At 68.7% G+C, this 19,739-nt stretch carries 13 protein-coding genes; 12 read left to right on the forward strand and 1 reads right to left on the reverse strand.

The genetic code is table 11. The annotated features are described in order from the left end of the window. Nucleotides 1–76: 76 nt before the first annotated feature. The gene (locus tag BAU06_RS21235) at nt 77–1,276 is read right to left on the reverse strand and encodes an ABC transporter substrate-binding protein (RefSeq protein ID WP_066355057.1); all 1,200 of its coding nucleotides are present in this window, start codon (nt 1,274–1,276) and stop codon (nt 77–79) included. Between the two features lie 162 nt (nt 1,277–1,438). Here BAU06_RS21235 and BAU06_RS21240 point away from each other — a divergent pair, with 162 nt between their 5' ends. The 12 genes from BAU06_RS21240 (at nt 1,439) to BAU06_RS21300 (ending at nt 19,713) form a co-directional block, all read left to right on the forward strand. After that, entirely contained in the window at nt 1,439–2,281 is an 843-nt protein-coding gene (locus BAU06_RS21240; RefSeq protein WP_066355062.1) for a FadR/GntR family transcriptional regulator, read from the forward strand. A gap of 1,038 nt (nt 2,282–3,319) precedes the next feature. Continuing rightward, nucleotides 3,320–3,736 (forward strand): GreA/GreB family elongation factor, encoded by a 417-nt coding sequence (locus tag BAU06_RS21250; RefSeq protein ID WP_066355071.1) that lies wholly within the window; start codon nt 3,320–3,322, stop codon nt 3,734–3,736. Nucleotides 3,737–3,844: 108 nt separating this feature from the next. Next, complete coding sequence (locus tag BAU06_RS21255) at nt 3,845–4,762, forward strand: hypothetical protein (protein WP_066355076.1); 918 nt, start codon at nt 3,845–3,847, stop codon at nt 4,760–4,762. Next, on the forward strand, nt 4,759–5,307 hold the full coding sequence (locus BAU06_RS21260) for a hypothetical protein (protein ID WP_066355078.1): 549 nt from the start codon (nt 4,759–4,761) through the stop codon (nt 5,305–5,307). The genes BAU06_RS21255 and BAU06_RS21260 overlap by 4 nt, the downstream gene beginning before the upstream one ends. A gap of 53 nt (nt 5,308–5,360) precedes the next feature. Beyond that, entirely contained in the window at nt 5,361–5,783 is a 423-nt protein-coding gene (locus BAU06_RS21265; RefSeq protein ID WP_231933924.1) for a CopD family protein, read from the forward strand. A gap of 217 nt (nt 5,784–6,000) precedes the next feature. Then, on the forward strand, nt 6,001–7,596 hold the full coding sequence (locus tag BAU06_RS21270; protein ID WP_082988387.1) for an efflux transporter outer membrane subunit: 1,596 nt from the start codon (nt 6,001–6,003) through the stop codon (nt 7,594–7,596). Between the two features lie 36 nt (nt 7,597–7,632). Beyond that, nucleotides 7,633–8,886: an efflux RND transporter periplasmic adaptor subunit gene (locus BAU06_RS21275; protein ID WP_066355080.1), complete on the forward strand. Its 1,254-nt coding sequence runs from the start codon at nt 7,633–7,635 to the stop codon at nt 8,884–8,886. Further along, on the forward strand, nt 8,883–12,071 hold the full coding sequence (locus BAU06_RS21280; RefSeq protein WP_066355081.1) for an efflux RND transporter permease subunit: 3,189 nt from the start codon (nt 8,883–8,885) through the stop codon (nt 12,069–12,071). Before BAU06_RS21275 ends, BAU06_RS21280 begins: the two co-directional genes overlap by 4 nt. Before the next feature lie 48 nt (nt 12,072–12,119). Next, nucleotides 12,120–12,806, forward strand: coding sequence for a heavy metal response regulator transcription factor (locus BAU06_RS21285; protein WP_066355084.1), 687 nt, complete (start codon nt 12,120–12,122; stop codon nt 12,804–12,806). After that, nucleotides 12,803–14,176, forward strand: a complete 1,374-nt coding sequence (locus tag BAU06_RS21290; RefSeq protein ID WP_066355090.1) for a heavy metal sensor histidine kinase — start codon at nt 12,803–12,805, stop codon at nt 14,174–14,176. Before BAU06_RS21285 ends, BAU06_RS21290 begins: the two co-directional genes overlap by 4 nt. A 173-nt stretch (nt 14,177–14,349) precedes the next feature. Further along, the gene (gene sodC, locus BAU06_RS21295) at nt 14,350–14,892 is read left to right on the forward strand and encodes a superoxide dismutase family protein (RefSeq protein WP_066355093.1); all 543 of its coding nucleotides are present in this window, start codon (nt 14,350–14,352) and stop codon (nt 14,890–14,892) included. An 816-nt stretch (nt 14,893–15,708) separates the two neighbouring features. Further along, nucleotides 15,709–19,713, forward strand: coding sequence for an autotransporter outer membrane beta-barrel domain-containing protein (locus BAU06_RS21300; RefSeq protein WP_066355095.1), 4,005 nt, complete (start codon nt 15,709–15,711; stop codon nt 19,711–19,713). Nucleotides 19,714–19,739: the final 26 nt, after the last annotated feature.

The raw sequence follows: 19,739 nt of genomic DNA on the forward strand, positions 1-19,739 counted from the left end.
AGGCTGGACGTGTATAGGGTCAAGGATAGAGGTGCGCGGCGGGCGCGCCGCCGGCCGCGCCCGCCGCGATGCCCGCTTACAGCTTGCAGCCGGTCTGCGCGATGGGCAGGAAGGACTTGCCGGAACTCAGGATCTCGGCGTAGTCGTCCTTGTCCTTCATGGCCTTCTTGGCCTTGCCGCGCAGCAGGTAATAGTTCTTGAGTACCTGGTGGTCCTGGGCGCGGATTTCCTCGTCGCCGGTCAGGCCCGTGTATTTCATGCCTTCCAGCACCGGGATGACCTTGGCGGGATCGTCCGTACCCGCCTTGGCGATGGCGTCGATCAGGATCTTGGCGCAGATGTAGGAACCGGCCAGGCTGTAGTTGGGGTTGGCCTTGAAGGTATCCTGGCAGCGCTTGACCAGGTCCTTGTTGCCCGGGCTGTCTATGCCATGCCAGTACTGGGCGCCGAAGTACACGCCTTCGCACAGGTCGGCGCCCAGGGCTTCGAATTGCTCCAGGCCCGAGGCCCAGGCCATCAAAATGGTGGTGTTCTGCTTCATGCCGAAGCTGACCGCCTGCCGCAAGGCGTCGGAGGATTGCGAGCCGAAGTTCAGCAACAGCAGGACGTCGGGCTTGGCGGCCATGGCGTTGGTCAGGTAGCCGCTGAATTCCTTTTCCGTCAGCGAGTGGTAGCTGTTGCCGACGTGCTCTATGCCCTTTTCCTTGAAAATGTTCTTGGCGGCGTTGAGCAGGCCGTCGCCGAAGACGTACTGCGGCGTGATGGTGTACCAGCGCTTGGCCTTGGGCAGTTTGTCGATAAGGGGCCGCACGGTCTGTTCGATGGCGCCATAGGTGGGCACGGACCAGCGGAAGGTGGACTTGTTGCAGTCCGAGCCGGTGATTTCGTCGGCGCCCGCCGTGGTGATGAATACGCCGCCGTCCTTCAGGACTTCCTTGCCCATGGCCAGGGCTTCGGAGGACAGGATGCCGCCGGCGAAGTAGCGCGCGCCTTTCTGCTGCGCGAGTTCCTGGACTTTGCGCACGGCGGTGGCGGGTTTGCCTTCCGTATCCAGGGTGGTGTAGGCCAGGGGACGGCCCAGGAGCTGGCCGTACTGCTGGACGACGAGCTTCATGCCCAGGTCCGCATACTTGCCGTTGGCGGCGAAGGGTCCCGACATGGGAACGGGACATCCCAGCTGTATGGCCTGGGCAGCCTGCGCATACGCATCGCGCAGCGCGAAGGAACCCGGGATTGCCGACAGGGCGGCGAGTTTTAGCAGATCGCGACGGTTCAAGGCCTTCCCCTTATTTATCATGATAAATAGGACGAACTGATGATATGGTTGGCGTTTTTCGACGTCAACACGGCAGGGCATGGAATGAAGGCCGTATTTACCCTAGGACGGGTGGATGGCCGGATATCCTTCAACGCCCGGACCACAGGGATAGGAGCACGCATGGCCCGCGAATCCGCCGCCCAGGCGCCCGCCGCGCCGGGCAGATCCAAGCGCGCCGATCTGGTCGCGGAGGAGATTAAGCGGCTGATTACCGAACGCGATTTGCGGCCGGGCGATAAGCTGCCGCGCGAGAACGAGCTGCAGCAGTTGTTCTCGGTGAGCAAGAGCACGATGCGAGAGGCGTTGAAGTCGCTGGAGGTGCAAGGGCTGGTGACGATCAGCACGGGGCCGGCGGGTGGCGGACGGATCGTGGAGGTGACGCTGGATCGGACTTTCCAGCTGATGCAAAACTATCTGTTTTTCAAGGAAGTGACGATCGACGATATCTACGCGGCGCGCAAGCTGCTGGAGCCGGAGTTGGCGGCGGGGGCGGTACCGTATTTGACCGAGGCGGATTTCGAGGCCTTGGGCCATAGCATCGAGTGCTGCGATCCGTCGTCGGGGAGGACGGCGGATGTGGTGGCGCAGCGCAAGGAGGATCTGAACTTCCACGATATCCTGGCGTTGGCGAATCCGAATCCTTTTCTGCGGTTTACATGCCAGTTGATCAACGAGATGCTGCGGCAGTTGACGGTGTTCGAGAACGATACGCCGACACGGACGCAGCGGCGCTTCGGGGAAGCGAATGTACGCGTACATGCGGCGATCGTGGAGGCGGCGCGGGCGCGGGATGCTGATCGGGTTAGGCGGTTGATGGCCGAGCATATGGCGGAGGCGTCGGGGTTTGTGAAGAAGCTGAATGGGAAGCTGCGGGGGCGGTTGATATTGGACTCGGAGATGACGCGGCGCAATGGGGTGGCCCGGAAGGGGATCGCGAGCAGGGTGAAGGCTGGGCGGGGGTGATGGGGGCCGGGAGGGGCTTGGTTGCCTGTTGCTTTGGGGGCTTTGCGGTTTAGGGTTAGGTTCAGGTTTAGGTTCAGGTTTAGGTTTATGCCGGCGGTGGGCTTGCTGCTTGGGGCGGGGGTTGTGGTTTATGCCGGCGGTGGGCTTGCTGCTTGGGGCGGGCGTTGTGGTTTATGCCGGCGGTGGGCTTGCTGCTTGGGGCGGGCGTTGTGGTTTATGCCGGCGGTGGGCTGCTGCTTGGGACGTCCGGCTGGGGGGAGGCCTGTCGGCGCCGGCCCAGTCGGCCGGTCCAGGGCCTACGCCCTGGACTTCCGCTTCGTCTTCCTCCTACGGCGGCCGAACGGGCGGTAGGTTTCTTGCGCCTGTTTTGCCCGGCCGTCCTACGTTCGGAAGCCCTCGCGCGGCCTCCGATGGGCCGGCGCCGACAGGCCTCCCCCCAGCCGGACTCTGGTGTCTCTCATACGCGGTCGCTGGGGCGGCCGGGTTGCTTGCGCTTCGTCGGCGGCGGGGTCGGGGCAGGAATGATTTGCTGGCGCCCGTCGTGGCGTGGCCGCCCTGCGCGGCCGCGCCACGCCTACGCGTTGCGGGTTTTGTGCGGGTGTGGGGGTGCCTGTGCGTGCGGGTGTGCGTGTGCCTGTGTGTGCTGGTGTGCGTATGGTGGGTCGGATTTGGGGGGCTTGGCCTGCACAATGGCGTGCTGACAGTTTTGTCCGCACACGCGTGAAGCGCGTGGGCGGGGCTCGTGGGGCTTCATCGTTGGACTCTGTGCGTGGGACGGCCTACAATCGTGGGCATGACTTTTCGGCATTTCGTGCGCGCTTTCATTGGCAGCCGTCCGCTTCAGCGGCCGGTGCTGGCGTGTGCATGCCCGCCTCAGCTTCATAAGACCGGACCGGCCGCGGCTTTTGCCGCACATGCTTGAGCCCGGCGACCCGCAGCACCTTTCCCCCCAAAGCGCATTCCTCCAGGTCGTCGGGCCCAGCCCGCGCAAAGCCGTGCCGCACGTTCGTGCGGCGCACGACCTTACAGGAGTGCTCCATGCACGTATCCGCCGATGAAAGATTGCTCAGCGAGCTGGACCATGTCCGGCTCGTCGGCCTGCTCACGCGGCTGACCGCCAGCCGCCATGACGACGCGACCCAGGACGCGCACGATCTGATCGTGACCAGTCCCACCGTGCCGGGCACGGCGGTTCCGCCCGATCTGGTGACGATGCGCACGCGGTTGCTGCTGCGCGACGCGGCCGGTGCGGAGCAAACCTTGACGCTGGTGTATCCGGCCGAAGCCGATGTGGCGCAGGGCTGCATCTCGGTGCTTTCGCCGCTGGGGCTCAGCCTGCTGGGCTGCCGCGAAGGACAGACTGTCCAGTGGCAAGGGCGCGACCGCGTGATGCATGCGGGCACGGTCGCGAAGATCCTGTACCAGCCCGAAGCGGCTGGCGATTACGGCACCTGAACGACGCGCGCCCTGAGGCGCGCCGCGACAGCGATATGCCCTTTCCGGTGCCCGCCTGGGCCTGCCGGTGGGCCGCGTCGCGCCTGCCGGGCGCGCAGGAGGACAGACATGGATATCACCAAGGCGTTTATCAAGGCCAAGCAGCCTTGCGCGGACGGCTTTCGCTGGTACTTGCGCAATGCCACGGCCAATGAATCCTATCAACAGTTGCTCGATGCGCTGGTGGCCGATGGCCGCGTGGGCGATGCGTGCTGGCTGCTGGACCAGTTCGGTCCGACCGATGCCGTCCGCGTGGTCAGTGAGCTGGAGGTGCCGGCGATGGTGTTCGCCGGCACGCTCCATGTGCGCGGGACGGCGCGGGTGGACACGGTGCTGCGCACGGGGCGCGATCTGCGCGTGGACGGCGGCCTGCGCGCAGGCCGCGTCGCGGCGGGGCGCGATATCCGGTGCGGCGCGGCGCTGGCTTGCGATGCGGCGGTCTCGGCAGGCGGGGATTTGCTGGTGGCGTGGAACCTGGATGCCGGGAATTCGATTTCGGCGGAGCGGCTGCGGGTCGGCTGGGATCTGGCGGGATGCGCGGGATTGCGTGCGCGCGCCGACGTCACGGTGGGCGGCGCGTTGTGGCTGGAGGGCGTTCTGGAGGGGCTGGGCGGCGTGCGCGTGGGCGAGGCGCTGGAATGCGGCGCCGGCATACGCGTGCGGCATGGCGTGGCTTGCGGCGCGACGCTGCGATGCGGCGGGCACGTCGACGCGGGCTGGGGCATACGCGCCGCGGGCTCGATCGTGGTGCAGGGTGCGATCCGCGCGGGCGAGAGCATACGCGCGGGCGGCGAGATCCGCGCGGGGGCCGGGTATGGCATCTATGCGGGCCTGGACGTGCGCGACGACGCATGGGAAACCAGCGCGCAGGTGCGCGCGCGACACCGGCCCGCGCAGCTGCACAGCGGCTGGTGGGCGGGTCCGGATGAACGCGTGGCCGGCCGCGATGCCGGCGATGATGCGATCGCGCTTCCGGACGACCCATGAGGGTGGATGTCGACCTGGATCCGGCGTCGCTGGAGGCCGAGCTGGACGCGCTTTATCGGCGCTTGTGCGAAAAGGGCGAAGGCTATGCGCCGGTGGTGGCGACGCTGCCGCACCTGGGCCTGGCGGTGCGGCGGCGCGAGGCCGATGGGGAATCGTACCTGTACGTGGAGGACCCGCGCCGCCGCGTCTTGGCCGGCTGCACGGTGTTCAACCGGCTGGTGGAGGTGGACCGCTGGACCGACCGCCACGTACGGTCGCCGCATTCGCGCTTCCGGCGTGAGTACCAGCGCCGAGGGCTGGCCCGGTACCTGTATGCGCGGGAGCTGGATGCCGGCTGGTGCCTGGTCAGCGGGGCGCGCCAGTCGGCGGCGGCGCATGCGCTGTGGCTGTCGCTGGGCACGCGGTACCGGCTGGGCTATGTGGCGTTGCGCGGCAAGTCCCTGGCCTGCCTGGGCGGCGGTGTCGACGCCGCCGTGGTGGACGATCTTTCCACGCGCATGATGCTGTGGGGGCTGGCCCGCCGGCGGGAGGCCGCGATGGGCTAGACTCTGGGCCGGTGCAATCGGGGGCCGGCCCGCAGGGTAGCGGCCGGGCTGGGATGATGGAATTCGCTGTTCTGTATACGTGGTTGAAGGTGCTGCACGTCGCGGCCGCGCTGACGTTCGTCATCGGCGTGTCGGCGCTATCGCTGGTGCTGGTGGCCGACGCGCCGGACGCTTCGCAAGGCAAGGTCGCCGCGGCCAGGATGCGGCGCTGGTATCGCGCCGTCACCACGCCCGCCATGCTGCTGACGTGGGCGCTGGGAATCGCGCTGGCCGTGCGGGGGCATTGGATGGCCGGCGGCTGGCTGCATGCGAAGGTGGCGTGCGTGGTGCTGCTGTCGGCCATCCATGGGGTCCAGGCAGGCACGCTGCGCCGCCGCGCCCAGGGGCAGCCCGCGGGCGTGTGGCGGCTGACGCCGCTGATCGTGGCGACGGCGACGCTGGCCATATTGGCGCTGGCCCTGGCCAAGCCATTCTGAGCGGACCGGGGATGCGCGCCGGGCGGCGATCGTTCCCGGCGGTGCGGGCTTGCACAGTATGAAGCCGACAGGATGGCGAGGCCGGCATGCCGGGCGCGATGTCGCTTCCCGCCCGGGACCGCGCGCGGATGGCCCTTGCGCGAGGCGCTGTAACTGACAGGATTGTCAGTTTTCGGACAGCGTATCGTCCTGCGCCGTTTCGTACATTGGGCGCATCATGACCGCCCCTACCCTGCCCGGGCGCCGCGCGCGGCGCCGCATACCCTTCGTTCCGGCCGCGCTGTCGGCGCTGGCGCTGCTTTCCGGCTGTACCGTCGGGCCCGATTATGTGCGGCCGACGATGGACGTGCCGGCGGCCTACAAGGAGGCCGGCCCGTGGAAGACGGCCCAGCCGGGCGAGATCGATGCCAACGAGAATTGGTGGGAGATCTATGGCGACAGCACGCTGGACGGGCTGGAGCAGCAGGCCAACGCCGCCAACCAGACCATCGCCCAGGCCGCCGCGCAATACCGCCAGGCGCGCGCGCTGGTCGACCAGGCACGCGCGGCCTTCTGGCCGCAACTGACGACCGGGGTGTCGGCCGACCGCTCGCGCACGCTGGGCAACAGCGGCAGCAAGCTGGGCAATACCTATGCGACCTCGCTGGACGCGGCCTGGGAGCCGGACCTGTGGGGCGCGGTGCGGCGTTCGGTGGAATCCAGCGATGCCAGCGCGCAATCGAGCGCGGCGCAGCTGGCGGCGGCGCGCCTGAGCGTGCAGGCGGCGCTGGCCCAGGATTATCTGCAGCTGCGCGTGACGGACGAACTCAAGGCCTTGTTCGCGAGAACCATCGCGGCCTTCGAGCGCTCGCTGAAACTGACGCAAAGCCAGTACAACGCGGGCGTCGCGCTGCGCTCCGACGTTGCCCTGGCCGAAGCGCAGTTGCGCACGGCGCAGGCCTCGGCGATCGACCTGGATACCCAGCGCAACCAGCTGGAGCACGCGATCGCCATCCTGACCGGACGCGCGCCGGCCGACTTCACCCTGCCGCCCGCGCCCGAAAGCTGGCGCGCCACGGTGCCGCGGATCCCGGCCGGCGTGCCGTCGCAGCTGCTGGAGCGTCGTCCGGATATCGCCAGCGCGGAACGCCTGGCCGCCGCCGCGAACGCGCAGATCGGCGTGGCGCGCGCGGCCTACTATCCGGACCTGACGCTGAGCGCCGGCGTGGGCTTCAGCAGCGGCGTGGCCTCGCTGTCGCGGTGGTTCAGCACGCCCAGCCGTGTCTGGTCGCTGGGCGCGGCGCTGGCCGAGACCCTATTCGACGGCGGGCTGCGCAGCGCCCGCGTGGATGAAGCGCGCGCGGGTTTCGACGCGGCGGTCGCGCAATACAAGCAGACCGTGCTGGGGGGCTTCCAGGAAGTGGAAGACAACCTTTCCAATCTGCGCGTGCTGGCCGACGAAAGCGTGGCCCAGGACCAGGCGGTGGCCGCCTCGCGCCTGTCGGAACAGCTGGCGCTGGCACAGTACCGCGCCGGCACCACGACCTATCTGACGGTGGTCACCGCCCAGGCCCTGACCTTGTCGAACGAGCGCACGGCGGCGGATCTGCTCGGACGCCGGCTGCTGGCCAGCGTGGCGCTGATCAAGGCCACGGGCGGCGGATGGAATGCCGCGCAGCTCGATGCGCCGATGGCGGCGTCCGAGGCGGATCCGCGCGGCACGCCGGGCGCCCTCCCGGCGCCGGCCACCACGGCCGCATCGACCGGCACCGCCAGATCGGCGAGCGCGGCCGCATCGGCGGGCAACGCCGCTTCCGCAGGCAACGCCCACTGAACCCCGACTGTATTCAAGAAAACGAGAGCGAAGATCATGGCAGATGCATTGTCCCGGCGCCGCGCCGGATACGCGGCCGCCGCCGTGGCCCTGGCGGCCGTCGCCGCCGCCTTCTGGGGCGTGGCGCACAAGGCCGAGTCGGCCGACGCCCCGGCGCCCAAGACGCCGCCTGTCATCGTGACCTCCACACGGGTCGAGCAGCAGGACGTGCCCATCTACCTGACCGGCGTCGGCACGGTCACGGCCAACCAGTCGGTGACCGTCAAAACGCGGGTGGATGGCGAGCTGGACAAGGTGGGCTTCGTCGAGGGGCAGGACGTCAAGGCCGGGCAGTTGCTGGCGCAGCTGGATCCGCGCCCGCTGCAAGCCCAGCTGGCGCAGGCCAAGGCCACCCAGGCCAAGGACCAGGCGCAACTGCTCAATGCGCGCCTGGACCTGAAACGCTTCACGCAACTGACCAAGGAAGACGCGGCCACGCAGCAGCAGCTGGATACCCAGCGCGCGCTGGTGGCGCAGCTGGAAGCGACCGTGCAGATGGACCAGGCGCAGGTGGCGTTCGCGCAGGTGCAGCTGGACTACACCACGATTACGGCGCCCATCGGCGGGCGGGTCGGCGCGCGCCTGGTCGACCCGGGCAATATCGTGCACGCCACCGATACCGGCGGACTGGTGGTGATCAACCAGATCGACCCGATATCGGTGCTGTTCACCGTGCCGGAGTCCGCCGTGGGCGATATCAACACCGCCATGGCGGACACGCCGCAAGGCCTGCCCGTGACCGCGCTCGGGCGCGAATCGAACCAGCCGCTGGGCGAAGGCAGGCTGGTCCTGGTGAATAACCAGATCGATACCACCACGGGCACCGTGCAGCTCAAGGCCGTGTTTCCCAATCCGCGCCATGTGCTGTGGCCGGGCCAGTATGTGAACGCGCGCCTGCAGCTGGGAACGCGCAAGCAGGCGCTGACGGTGCCGGCCGCCGCCGTGCAGCGCGGGCAGGACGGCACCTATGCCTATGCGCTGGACGACCAGGGCGTGGCCCGGGTCCAGCCCATACGCGTGGCCGTCATCCAGGACAATGTGGCCGTCGTCGACGATGGCCTGAAAGCCGGCGAACGCGTGGTCGTGGACGGCCAGTACAAGCTGCGGCCCGGCCTGCATACCGTCGAATCGAAGACGACGACCGCGATGGCGGGCGGACCGGGCGGGACGCCCGCGGCAGCGCCCGCCGCCGGCGCGGCGACCGCGGGCGACGCGGCGGCGGCCGCCCCGGCCAAGGGAGCCCGGCAATGAGCATATCCGCCACCTTCATCAAGCGCCCCATCGGCACCAGCCTGCTGGCGCTGGCCATCCTGCTGGTGGGCGTGGCCGCCTGGCCGCTGCTGCCCGTGGCGCCGCTGCCCCAGGTCGACTTTCCCACCATACAGGTCACGGTCAACCTGCCCGGCGCCAGTCCGGAAACCATGGCGTCCAATGTCGCGCAACCGCTGGAACGGCAGTTCTCCCTGATTGCCGGCTTGTCGCAGATGACCTCGCTCAGCGGACAAAGCCAGTCGCAGATCACGCTGCAGTTCGACCTGGACCGCAGCATCGATTCGGCCGCCGTCGACGTGCAGGCGGCCATCAACGCGGCGTCCGGCCAGTTGCCGTCGAACCTGCCGAATGCGCCGACCTTCCGCAAGGTGAACCCGGCCGATGCGCCCATCCTGATCCTGGCCGTGCAGTCGGACACGCTGCCCATCACCCAGGTCAACGACTACGCCGACAACATCCTTGCCCAGCAGATCTCGCAGATCAAGGGCGTGGGCCTGGTCAACATCGGCGGGCAACAGAAGCCGTCGGTGCGCATCCAGCTCGATCCCACCAAGCTGAAATCGCTGGGCCTCAGCCTGGAGGACGTGCGCGGCGTCATCGCCAACACCACCGTCAACCAGCCCAAGGGCACCATAGACGGCCCGACGCAGAGCTTCACCACCTATACCAACGACCAGTTGCTGAAGGCGGCGCCCTGGAACGACATGGTGCTGGCCTATCGCAACGGCGCGCCCATCCGCGTGCGCGACGTCGGCGTGGCGGTCGACGGCCCGGAAAACAACAAGCTGGCCGCCTGGGCCTATGCCGGCCCGGCCGCCGCGCCGGGCAACACCCTTACCAATGGCCGCGGCATCGTGCTGCAGATCAGCAAGCAGCCCGGCGCCAACGTCATCGAGACCGTGGACGCCATCAACGCCGCCATGCCGCGCCTGCGCGCGGCGATTCCGCCCTCGGTACAGATCAATACCATCATCGACCGCACGCAGAACATCCGCGCCTCGGTGCACGATGTGGAGTTCACGCTGGTCCTGACCTTTGCGCTGGTGGTCATGATCATCTTCGTTTTCCTGCGCGATGTGGCGGCCACCCTGATTCCCTGCGTCACGGTCCCGCTGGCCCTGATGGGCACGGCCGCCATGATGTACGTGGCGGGCTTCAGCCTGGACAACCTTTCCCTGATGGCTCTGACGATCGCCGTGGGCTTCGTGGTGGATGACGCCATCGTGATGCTGGAGAACATCTACCGCCACGTGGAGGAAGGCATGGGGCCGCTGGAGGCCGCCTACAAGGGCGCCGGAGAAATCGGCTTCACCATCGTTTCGATCTCGGTCTCGCTGGTGGCGGTGTTCATACCGCTGCTCTTGATGGGCGGCATCGTGGGCCGCCTGTTCCGCGAGTTCGCCGTCACGGTCACGCTGACCATCGCGGTCTCGGTCATCGTCTCGCTGAGCCTTACCCCCATGCTGTGCTCGCGCTACCTGAAGAACCAGCACGGGCGCGCGCATGGACGCATGTTCATGCTGTTCGAACGCGGCTTCGATATCATGCTGGGCGGCTACAAGCGCGGGCTGCAATGGGTGCTGCGCCACCAGTTCATTACCCTGATGAGTTTCATCGCGACGGTCGCCCTGACCGGACTGATGTTCATCACCATCCCCAAGGGCTTTTTCCCGCAGCAGGACACAGGCTATATCTTCGGCTTCGCGCAATCGGCCCAGGACTCGTCATTCAGCGCCATGAACCGCCGCATGGTGCAGCTGGCGGACATCGTGCGCCAGGACAAGGACGTGGCGGATTTCGGCATGAGCGGCGACCCGACCCAGTTCAACACCGGCCGCTTCTTTATCGCCCTGCGCGCCAAGGAAGACGGCCGCACCGACAACGCGGACGAAGTGATCCGCCGCCTGCGTCCCAAGGTGGCCCAGGTGGAGGGCGTGACGCTGTACATGCAGGCGGGACAGGACATCAACGTCGGCGGCCGCCTGTCGCGCACGCAATACCAGTACACCCTGACGGATTCCAACCTGGAGGAACTGAACCAGTGGGCGCCGCGGCTGGCGGCGCGCTTCGCCGAGCTGCCGCAGCTGACGGATGTGGCGTCGGACCAGCAGAGCAACGCGCCGACCGCCACGCTGACCATAGACCGCGCGCGGGCATCCAGCTTCGGCATTTCGCCCGCCCTGATCGACGCCACCATCGACGACGCCATCGGGCAGCGCCAGGTCGCCCAGTACTTCACGCAGTTGAACAGCTACCACGTGGTACTGGAGGTCACCCCCGCGCTGCAGCGCGATCCGTCGCTGTTCAGCAAGCTGTACCTGACGTCGCCGCTGACGGGCGAGCAGGTTCCGCTTTCGACCTTCGTCAAGCTGGATACCACCAAGACGAACTACCTTGCGATCAACCACCAGGGGCAGTTTCCCGCGGTGACGCTGTCGTTCAACCTGGCCCGGGGCGCGTCGCTGGGCGAGGCCGTCCAGGCCATCGACGCCGCCAAGGCGCAGATGGGCGTGCCGGCGACGCTGGTGGGATCCTTCCAGGGCGCGGCCCAGGCCTTCGGCGATTCCCTCCGGAGCCAGCCCTACCTGATCGCCGCCGCCCTGATCGCCGTGTACATCGTGCTGGGCTTCCTGTACGAAAGCTACATCCATCCGCTTACCATCCTGTCGACCCTGCCCTCGGCCGGCCTGGGCGCGCTGCTGATCCTGCGGGCGGGCGGCTACGACCTGAGCGTGATCGCGCTGATCGGGATCATTCTGCTCATAGGCATCGTCAAGAAGAACGGCATCATGATGATCGACTTCGCCCTGCATGCCGAGCGCGAGCGCGGCATGTCGCCGCGGGACGCCATCTACGAGGCCTGCCTGCTGCGCTTCCGCCCGATCATGATGACCACCATGTGCGCGCTGCTCAGCGGCCTGCCGCTGATGCTCAGCAATGGACAGGGCGCCGAGCTGCGCCGCCCGCTGGGCTACGCCATGGTGGGCGGCCTGCTGGTTTCCCAGGCGCTGACCCTGTTCAGCACGCCCGTCGTCTACCTGTACCTGGACCGCGCCCACTATTGGTATATCCGCCGCAAGGAGGCGCGCGCCGCCCGCAAGGCGGCCGCCCGGCAAGCCGGCGCGCAGCCGGCCGAGCCGCGCGAGCCGCTGGTGCAGAAATAGGGTAAAAGAACCGCAATCGCCACCCCACCGTATGCGTGCGCCCCCGCCATGAAAATCCTGATCGTCGAAGACGAGCTCAAAACGGCCGACTACCTGCACAAGGGCCTGACCGAGCAGGGCTGCACGGTCGACCTGGCGCACAACGGCGTGGACGGCCAGCACCTGGCCCTGGAGCATGGCTACGACGTCATCGTGCTGGACGCCATGCTGCCCGGCCGGGACGGCTTCCAGGTGCTGCGCGAGCTGCGCCGCTTCCGCCAGACGCCGGTCATCATGCTGACGGCGCGCGACAGCGTGGAGGACCGTATCCGCGGCCTGCAGGACGGCGCCGACGACTACCTGGTCAAGCCCTTTTCCTTCCTGGAACTGCTGGCCCGCCTGCAGGCGCTGACCCGGCGCGGGCGCGCGCAGGAGCCCATGCACCTGCGCATCGGCGATCTGCAGATCGACCTGGCCAGCCGCAAGGCGTACCGCGCGGGCGTGCGCATCGACCTGACCGCCAAGGAGTTCGCCCTGCTGGCCGTGCTGGCGCGGCGCAAGGGCGAGATCCTGTCCAAGACCGCCATCGCCGAGCTGGTCTGGGACATGAACTTCGACAGCAACGTCAACGTGGTGGAGGTCGCCATCAAGCGCCTGCGCGCCAAGATAGACAGCCCCTTCGGCACGCGCCTGCTGCACACCATCCGCGGCATGGGCTATGTCCTGGAACAGCGCGAGGACGCCCTGCCGGAATGAAGCCGTCGATCACCGCCCGCCTGGCCGTGATGTTCGCATCGGTGGCCCTGCTGACCTTCTCGCTGATCGGCGTCGCGCTGTATGGCGTGCTGCGCACCGAACTGATGCGCCAGCAGACCGACGTGCTGGCCACCACCGCCAACGAGATGCTGTATGCCCTGAACCGCATGGGCAACCTGGAACGCTGGAGCCGGGCGGAAGCCAAGATGGATACACTGACGCCCGCCGACGGCAGCCTGCGTTTCTGGATCCTGAGCCCGGATCCGGTCTACGCCTACGGCAAGGACGTTCCCGCCGCGCTGGCATCGGCGCCCCCGCCCGACGGCATCGACAGCATCGCCATTCCCGGACGCGAGTACCCCATGCGCATCCTGGTGCGCACGGTGCCGGCCCTGCAGGAGCGGCCGGAGGTGAAGTTCATCGTCGGCCTGGAAACGGCGCCCTACTTCCACACCCTGCATACCTTCCTGACCGCCCTGGCCGCGCTGCTGCTGTCCGCGGTGCTGCTTATCATGCTGCTGGGGTACTGGGTGGCGCGCATGGGCCTGCTGCCGCTGCAGCGACTGTCCAGCCAGGCGGGCAAGCTCAGCCCGCGCCACCTGTCCCAGCGCCTGGACGTCGCGACCCTGCCCATCGAGCTGGCGGATCTGGCCAACGCCTTCAACGGCGCGCTGAGCCGGCTGGAAACCGCCTACACGCGCCTGGAAGCCTTCAACGCCGACGTCGCCCATGAATTGCGCACGCCGCTGACCAACCTGATCGGCCAGACGCAGGTGGCCTTGTCGCGCCGCCGCAGCGCCCCCGACCTGGAGGAAGTGCTTCAGTCCAACCTGGAAGAACTGGACAGCCTGCGCGCCATCGTCAACGACATGCTGTTCCTGGCTCGCGCCGACCAGGGCGAGGCGGCGACCGGCCTGGTGCGCGCCCCGGTCGCCGAGGAAGTCAGCAAGACCATCGAGTTCTTCGAGTTCGTCCTGGACGACATGCGCCTGGGGGTGGATATCCAGGGCGACGTGCAGGCCGAGGCCGCGCTGGATACCGCGCGCTTCCGCCGCGCCGTCACCAACCTGCTGCAGAACGCCATCCAGCACACCGAGTGCGGGCGGCGCATCACCGTGCGCATCGAGCAGCAGCCCGGCGCGGTGCGCATCGCCGTTTCCAATCCGGGCGAGCCCATCGATCCCTGCCACCTGCCGCGCCTGTTCGACCGGTTCTACCGCGTCGACGCATCCCGCAACGACCAGGGCGGCAGCCATGGCCACGGCCTGGGCCTGGCCATCGTCAAGGCGGTCGCCACCATGCACGGCGGCGATGTGTTCGCGCACAGCGAACACGGCACGACCACCATAGGCTTCAGCGTGCTGGCCTGAGGCCCCCGGGCGTCCCGGTCCGGCCGGGGCCGGTGCGGGTGCCGCGCGGCACGGGGACCCGCGCCGGGACCCGGTAACGCATTTCCCGTGGCGCATCGGCCCGGCATCGCGCACACTGCTCCTGCCAGACCACCCCGCCGGCGCGACGCCGGCAATTTTTCCCAGGAGGCGCGATGTATCCCACCCACACCCGCAAGATCCTGGCCGCCGCGGCGGCCCTTGGCGCCGCGCTGTGCGCCGCCACGCCGGTCCAGGCCGACGTCACCGTGCCGATGGCGCTGGCCACGCCCACCGGCAAGGGCCAGGACATCGGCACGGTCACGCTGTCGCAGAACAAGTATGGCCTGGTGCTGACGCCCGACCTGAAAGGCTTGCCACCGGGCCTGCACGGCTTCCACGTCCACGACAAAGGCGATTGCGGGCCCTCGCAGCAGGACGGCAAGCCCGTGCCCGCCGGCGCGGCGGGCGGGCACTACGATCCCAACCAGACCAAGAAGCATGGCACGCCCTGGGGCGACGGCCACCGCGGCGACTTGCCGGCCCTGTACGTGGACAGCAACGGCAACGCCACCAATCCCGTCCTGGCGCCCCGCCTGAAGCTATCCGAGGTCCATCATCACGCCCTGATGGTCCACGCCGGCGGCGACAATCACAGCGACCATCCCATGCCGCTGGGCGGCGGCGGCGGCCGCGTCGCCTGCGGCGTCATCCCGTAAGGCCGGGCCGCGCAGGCCCGGCCGCGCAGGCCGGGCCACGCAGGCCCGGCCGGTCGATGCCGGCGGGGCGGCGTTTTGCAAGGTCCCTCAGTAACGCCACATTTCACTTTTCCAGGGGCCGCGGATCTTTCGCGGCGAGTAGGTCTTATAAGGCCGGGAGACCGGGGATTCCCCCTAGAGGCCGGAACCGCGTCTCTCCCGCGCGCGACGAACGGGCGTCCTGATGAATCAACCCGTTGCATCCAGATCGAATCTGGCCGTAGGTCACGCAGCTCGATGAAGCCTTCCACCTTGCCCTCGCACCGCCATTCCCCTCCCGCCAGCACACCGATCGCGGCCTGCGCATCGCCGATGACGATGCCACGCCCACTTTCCTCTCGCCGAAGCCGCGCCTGCCGCATCGGCCATCGATACGCGCGGCCTCCCTGCTGACGCCTTTCCCCCAAGTCCGCACCCCACGCACACGCATGCCGTTGACCGGCATGCGAACTTGCGCGCGCACGTCCTGAACACGCGCCGGCCCGGGCCCCGTAAGGCCCGCGCGGCAACACGGACCGGACCGTCGCGATCCCGCATCACCCAACCTGTCCCGTCCCGGCGGCCGAGCCCCGGCGGCCCGCCCGCGCCATGACGGGCGGCCCCGCCCCGGCCGTCGCCCGGCGATGGCCTTACGCACGCATCGTCCGCATATCCCCGCGGCTTTTCATCCATTACCAGAGAGTACGCAGCACCCGAGTTGTCCCACCCCAGCGCTAAAGGAGCAGTATGTCTTACCCGCAACACCCTGCATCCCCGCCATCGTCCCATCCTCCCCCGATGTTTCAGCGCATCCGCCCACCCGGCGGAAATCCGGTCTCTCCGCGAGGCACGACTCCCTGGTTCCTGCGTGCGCTGTATGGCGCGACCTCCTTCAGCCTGATCGCCACCCCTGCCCATGCCGATGGCGATATCCGGGATCACGGCGCTTCCCGCGCCACGGTGCATGCGACCGATGGCAAGCCGCAAGACATGATGCGCGTACGCGGCCCCGTCGTTACGCAGGGCCACCGGGAACACGGCGTTCTCGCGCTGGAACCCGGCGCGGCACTGCTCAGCGGCGCGATCTCCACCGCTGGGGACGATGCCTATGCGGTCTACTACGGCGGCACGGCCCGCGTGACGATGCATGACGTGGATATCGTGACGCGCGGCGCGCGGGCCCACGGCGTACAGGGTTTCCGCGGCCATTTGCCCGCCGCGCCGGATCGCGCCGCGCCGCCGCCCGGCGCACGGGCGGCGGGCCAGGCCGGCGCGCGGCCCGGGGACCAGCCAGCATCCACGCTGGCGTTGCGGCAGGGGACGATTACGCTGCACGGCCCCGACAGCGTCGGCGTGGAAACCACATCGCCGGTCGCCACGCTGGGCCGGCCCTTGCGCGATGCCGGGAACGCCACACTCTGGGCCATGGGCTATACGCGGCCGGCCAGCGCCCATGATCCCGACCTGCGCATCCAGGCCTGGGGTGAACGGAACGTCGGCGTGGCCATCCAGGGCCAGCGCCGGCTGGAGATGAACGGCGTGGGCATGGACCTGCGCAACGCCGGCGCGGTCGGCATGTCCGTGGGGCCGCAGGCGCGCGTGGATGGCAAGAACGTCGGGATCGCGGCGTCCGGGCCCGGCAGTTTCGGCCTGCGGGTGCGCGGCGGCCCGGCGCGCCGCGGCGATGCGGGCAGCTGCCCGGTTCCCACTTCGGTCAACCTGGCGCAGGGCCATATCGTCATGAGCGGACGCGATGCGCCGGCGGTGGAGCTGGTGCGCGCCCAGGTCGCCCTGCGGGACGTATCCATCGCCACCGCCGAGGGCGCGCGCTTCGCGGTCGGCAACGAAGCCGGCCTGTTCCGCATGGAAGGCCAGCGCACGCGGGCATCCTTGCGCGCGCAGGGATCGGCGCTGGCGGCGTGGACCTCCAGCGATCGCGAAACGGCGGCCTTCGACCTGCGCAATGTATCGGTCCGCAGCGAATCCGAAAGCCTGCTGGAGGTAGGCCGCGATCGCGGGGACAGCGGGCCGGCGCTGCCCGCCCGCGTGGACATGTCGCTGCGGGACAGCGATGCGCAGGGCCGGATCTGGAGCGGCAGCCCCCAGGCGCCCCGCGTCGATATCGCGCTGCGCCAGGCCTCGAGCTGGCGCGGCAGTACCGACATCGCCGGCACCGTCACGGTGGACGGGCAAAGTGGATGGCAGATGGATGCGCATTCCACCGTCGACGACGTCTCCCTGGACACGGGCGCCATCGTGTTCCAGGACGTGCCCGGGCGCCACGTGGCGCGGCGCGAACGCGACCGGCCCGGTACGGCGGAAAAGCAGGCCGACGTATTGGTCGCGGAGGAACCGTATTCCCGGCCCACGCCCGACACGCGGGAGTCCCGTTTTCATCGCCTGCACGTGTTGAAGGATATCCGGGGCAAGGGCGAGATCCGCATGCGTGCCGATGTCGCGCGCGGCGAAAGCGATATGGTGGTGGTCGATGGCAGCGTGCATGGCGATATCACGGTCGCCGTCCGGGACACGGGCAAGACCGGCGAGCCCGTGACGTCCATCGAACTGTTCCATGCCGGCCAGGGCGGTCCGGCCAACTATACGCTGCCCAATCGCGCCAAACGTGTCTACCTGGGGCAACAGCCCTTCGAGCTGCACAAGGAGACGGCGCCCGACGATCCTTCCGTCAGCGTTTGGCTGGTTCCCGAAGGCGCGCCCTTCGTACGCGGCCATGCCACGCTGGATCTGCCGCCGGCCCGGGGGGATCGGGTCATCGCCGAAATACCGGCGGGCGTCTACAGCGCGTCCATCGACGCGCCGGCCGGTAATGACCAGCCCGTGGGCATCACCGAAACGCCCCAGGAAATCCCGCGGGTCGTAATGCACCTGCCACCGCCACGGCCGGACCAGCCCGTCGTGATCGCCGAAGCGCCGCCGGAGACGCACAGGAGCGTGATGCACCTGCCCCCGCCGGGGCCCGACCAGCCCGTCGTCATCGCCGAAATGCCGGCGGAGATACGCAGGAGCGTAATGCACCTGCCACCGCCGGGGCCCGACAGGCCCGTCGTCATCGCCGAAATGCCCGCGGAGATACGCAGGAGCGTGATGCACCTGCCACCGCCGGGGCCCGATAGCCCCGTCGTCATCGCCGAGATGCCGGCGGAGATACGCAGGAGCGTGATGCACCTGCCACCGCCGGAATCCGGCCAGCCCATCGTCATCGCGGAAATGCCGGCCGGCTATCAAGGCACCGTCGACGCCATATCGCCGCAGCCACCTGGCGGCACGGCCGGTCCCCCATCGGAAGGCCCGCCGCCGCGGCATGGGGGACCGGAAAGGAAGACCGAACGTGACACGGTGCCGCCACCGGGCGGCCCCCGGCCGCCGACACCCGACCATCCTCATCCACCCGGCTGCACACAGGCGCCTTGCGGTACCGGCGACGACGGCAACGACGGCAACGATGTCAAGACGGCACACGACACGGACGGGGACACGCAGCCGGACCACAACAAAGCGCGGGACAACGACCGGTTGAAGGACAAGCTCCGCAGGAAGACAGGGGCTGGAGACGAGGAAGGGGGCACGCACAAAGCGCTCGAAGGACAAGCCGACGACGAAGCAGGCAAGGACGAGACGGGTGGCGAAGGTCCGGCCAACCAGGGGGCCGATAAGGCAGGGGCGGACAACGAAGAAGAGGGAGAAAGCGAAGGCGCGGGCGAAAAAGGAAAAGAAGAAGGCAGCCTGGAAGACAGCAAGCCGGAAGAAAACCCGGAAGAAAACCCGGACGAGCAGGAAGCTGAAACGTCACCGGCCACGCAGCTGGCCGCGCCACCACCTCCCATCGTCCTGTCGCCCGCTGCCCGGATCGTCGTCAACAATGCCGGCCTGGCGGCCGGCCAGGCGATCTGGAACGCGCAACGGGACGCGGTCGGCCGCCGCCTGCGCGCGCTGCGCGACGGCGGGGGCGGGGCGCCGCCAGGCGGCATCCTTGCGCTCGATGCGGCGGGCACCGGCGTCTGGATCGATGCCGCCGACGCGCGCCAGAAAATCGACAACCCGCTGGCCGGCCCATACCGCCAGCATCTGCAGGGTTTCGTCGCCGGCATCGACCGCGCCATCGACGTGGCGGCCGGGCGCTGGCACATCGGCCTGCTGGCCGCGCGCATCCACGCCCGGCGCGATTTCGACGATGGCAAAGGCGATACCCATGGCACGCATATCGGCGGCTATGCCACGTTCCTGGGGTCGCACGGCGGCTATGCCAGCGCCATGGTCACGGCGGGCCGCTACCGGCACCGCATGCATGGCAAGCGCGGCGATGACGCGAACGTGGCCGGCGCATTCCGCAACAAGGGCGCGGGCGCGTCCCTGGAGGCAGGCAAACGTATCGTGCTGCCGCCCGCATGGTTCGTCGAGCCGCATGTGGGCGTGGACTACCTGCGCGTCGGTGGGGCGCGCTACCGGCTGGACGACGGCACCTCGGTGCGCGACCGCGGCGGCCATTCGCTGCAATGGCGTACGGGGGCGCGCGTGGGCCGCGTGTTCGACACCGGCAACGGCGGCACCGTCACGCCGTATCTGCGCGCCGGCTATGCGTATGAAGCGGGCAATCGCAACCGCGTCAGCGTGGACGGCGCATCCCTGGCGGCCGACCTGGGCGGCAGCCGCGTGGAGGCCGGCGCCGGTGTCGAGGCGCGGCTGGGCAAGGGACACAGCGTGTACGTCGACATCGGCTACGCCAAGGGCCGGCGCTTCGAACAGTCCCGCATGGTAACGGCGGGCTTCCAGTACCGCTGGTAGCGCGGGCGGAACACAAACCGCACGGC

Origin of the sequence: Bordetella bronchialis (assembly GCF_001676705.1) — a bacterium.
Classification (GTDB): Bacteria; Pseudomonadota; Gammaproteobacteria; order Burkholderiales; family Burkholderiaceae_B; genus Bordetella_C; species Bordetella_C bronchialis.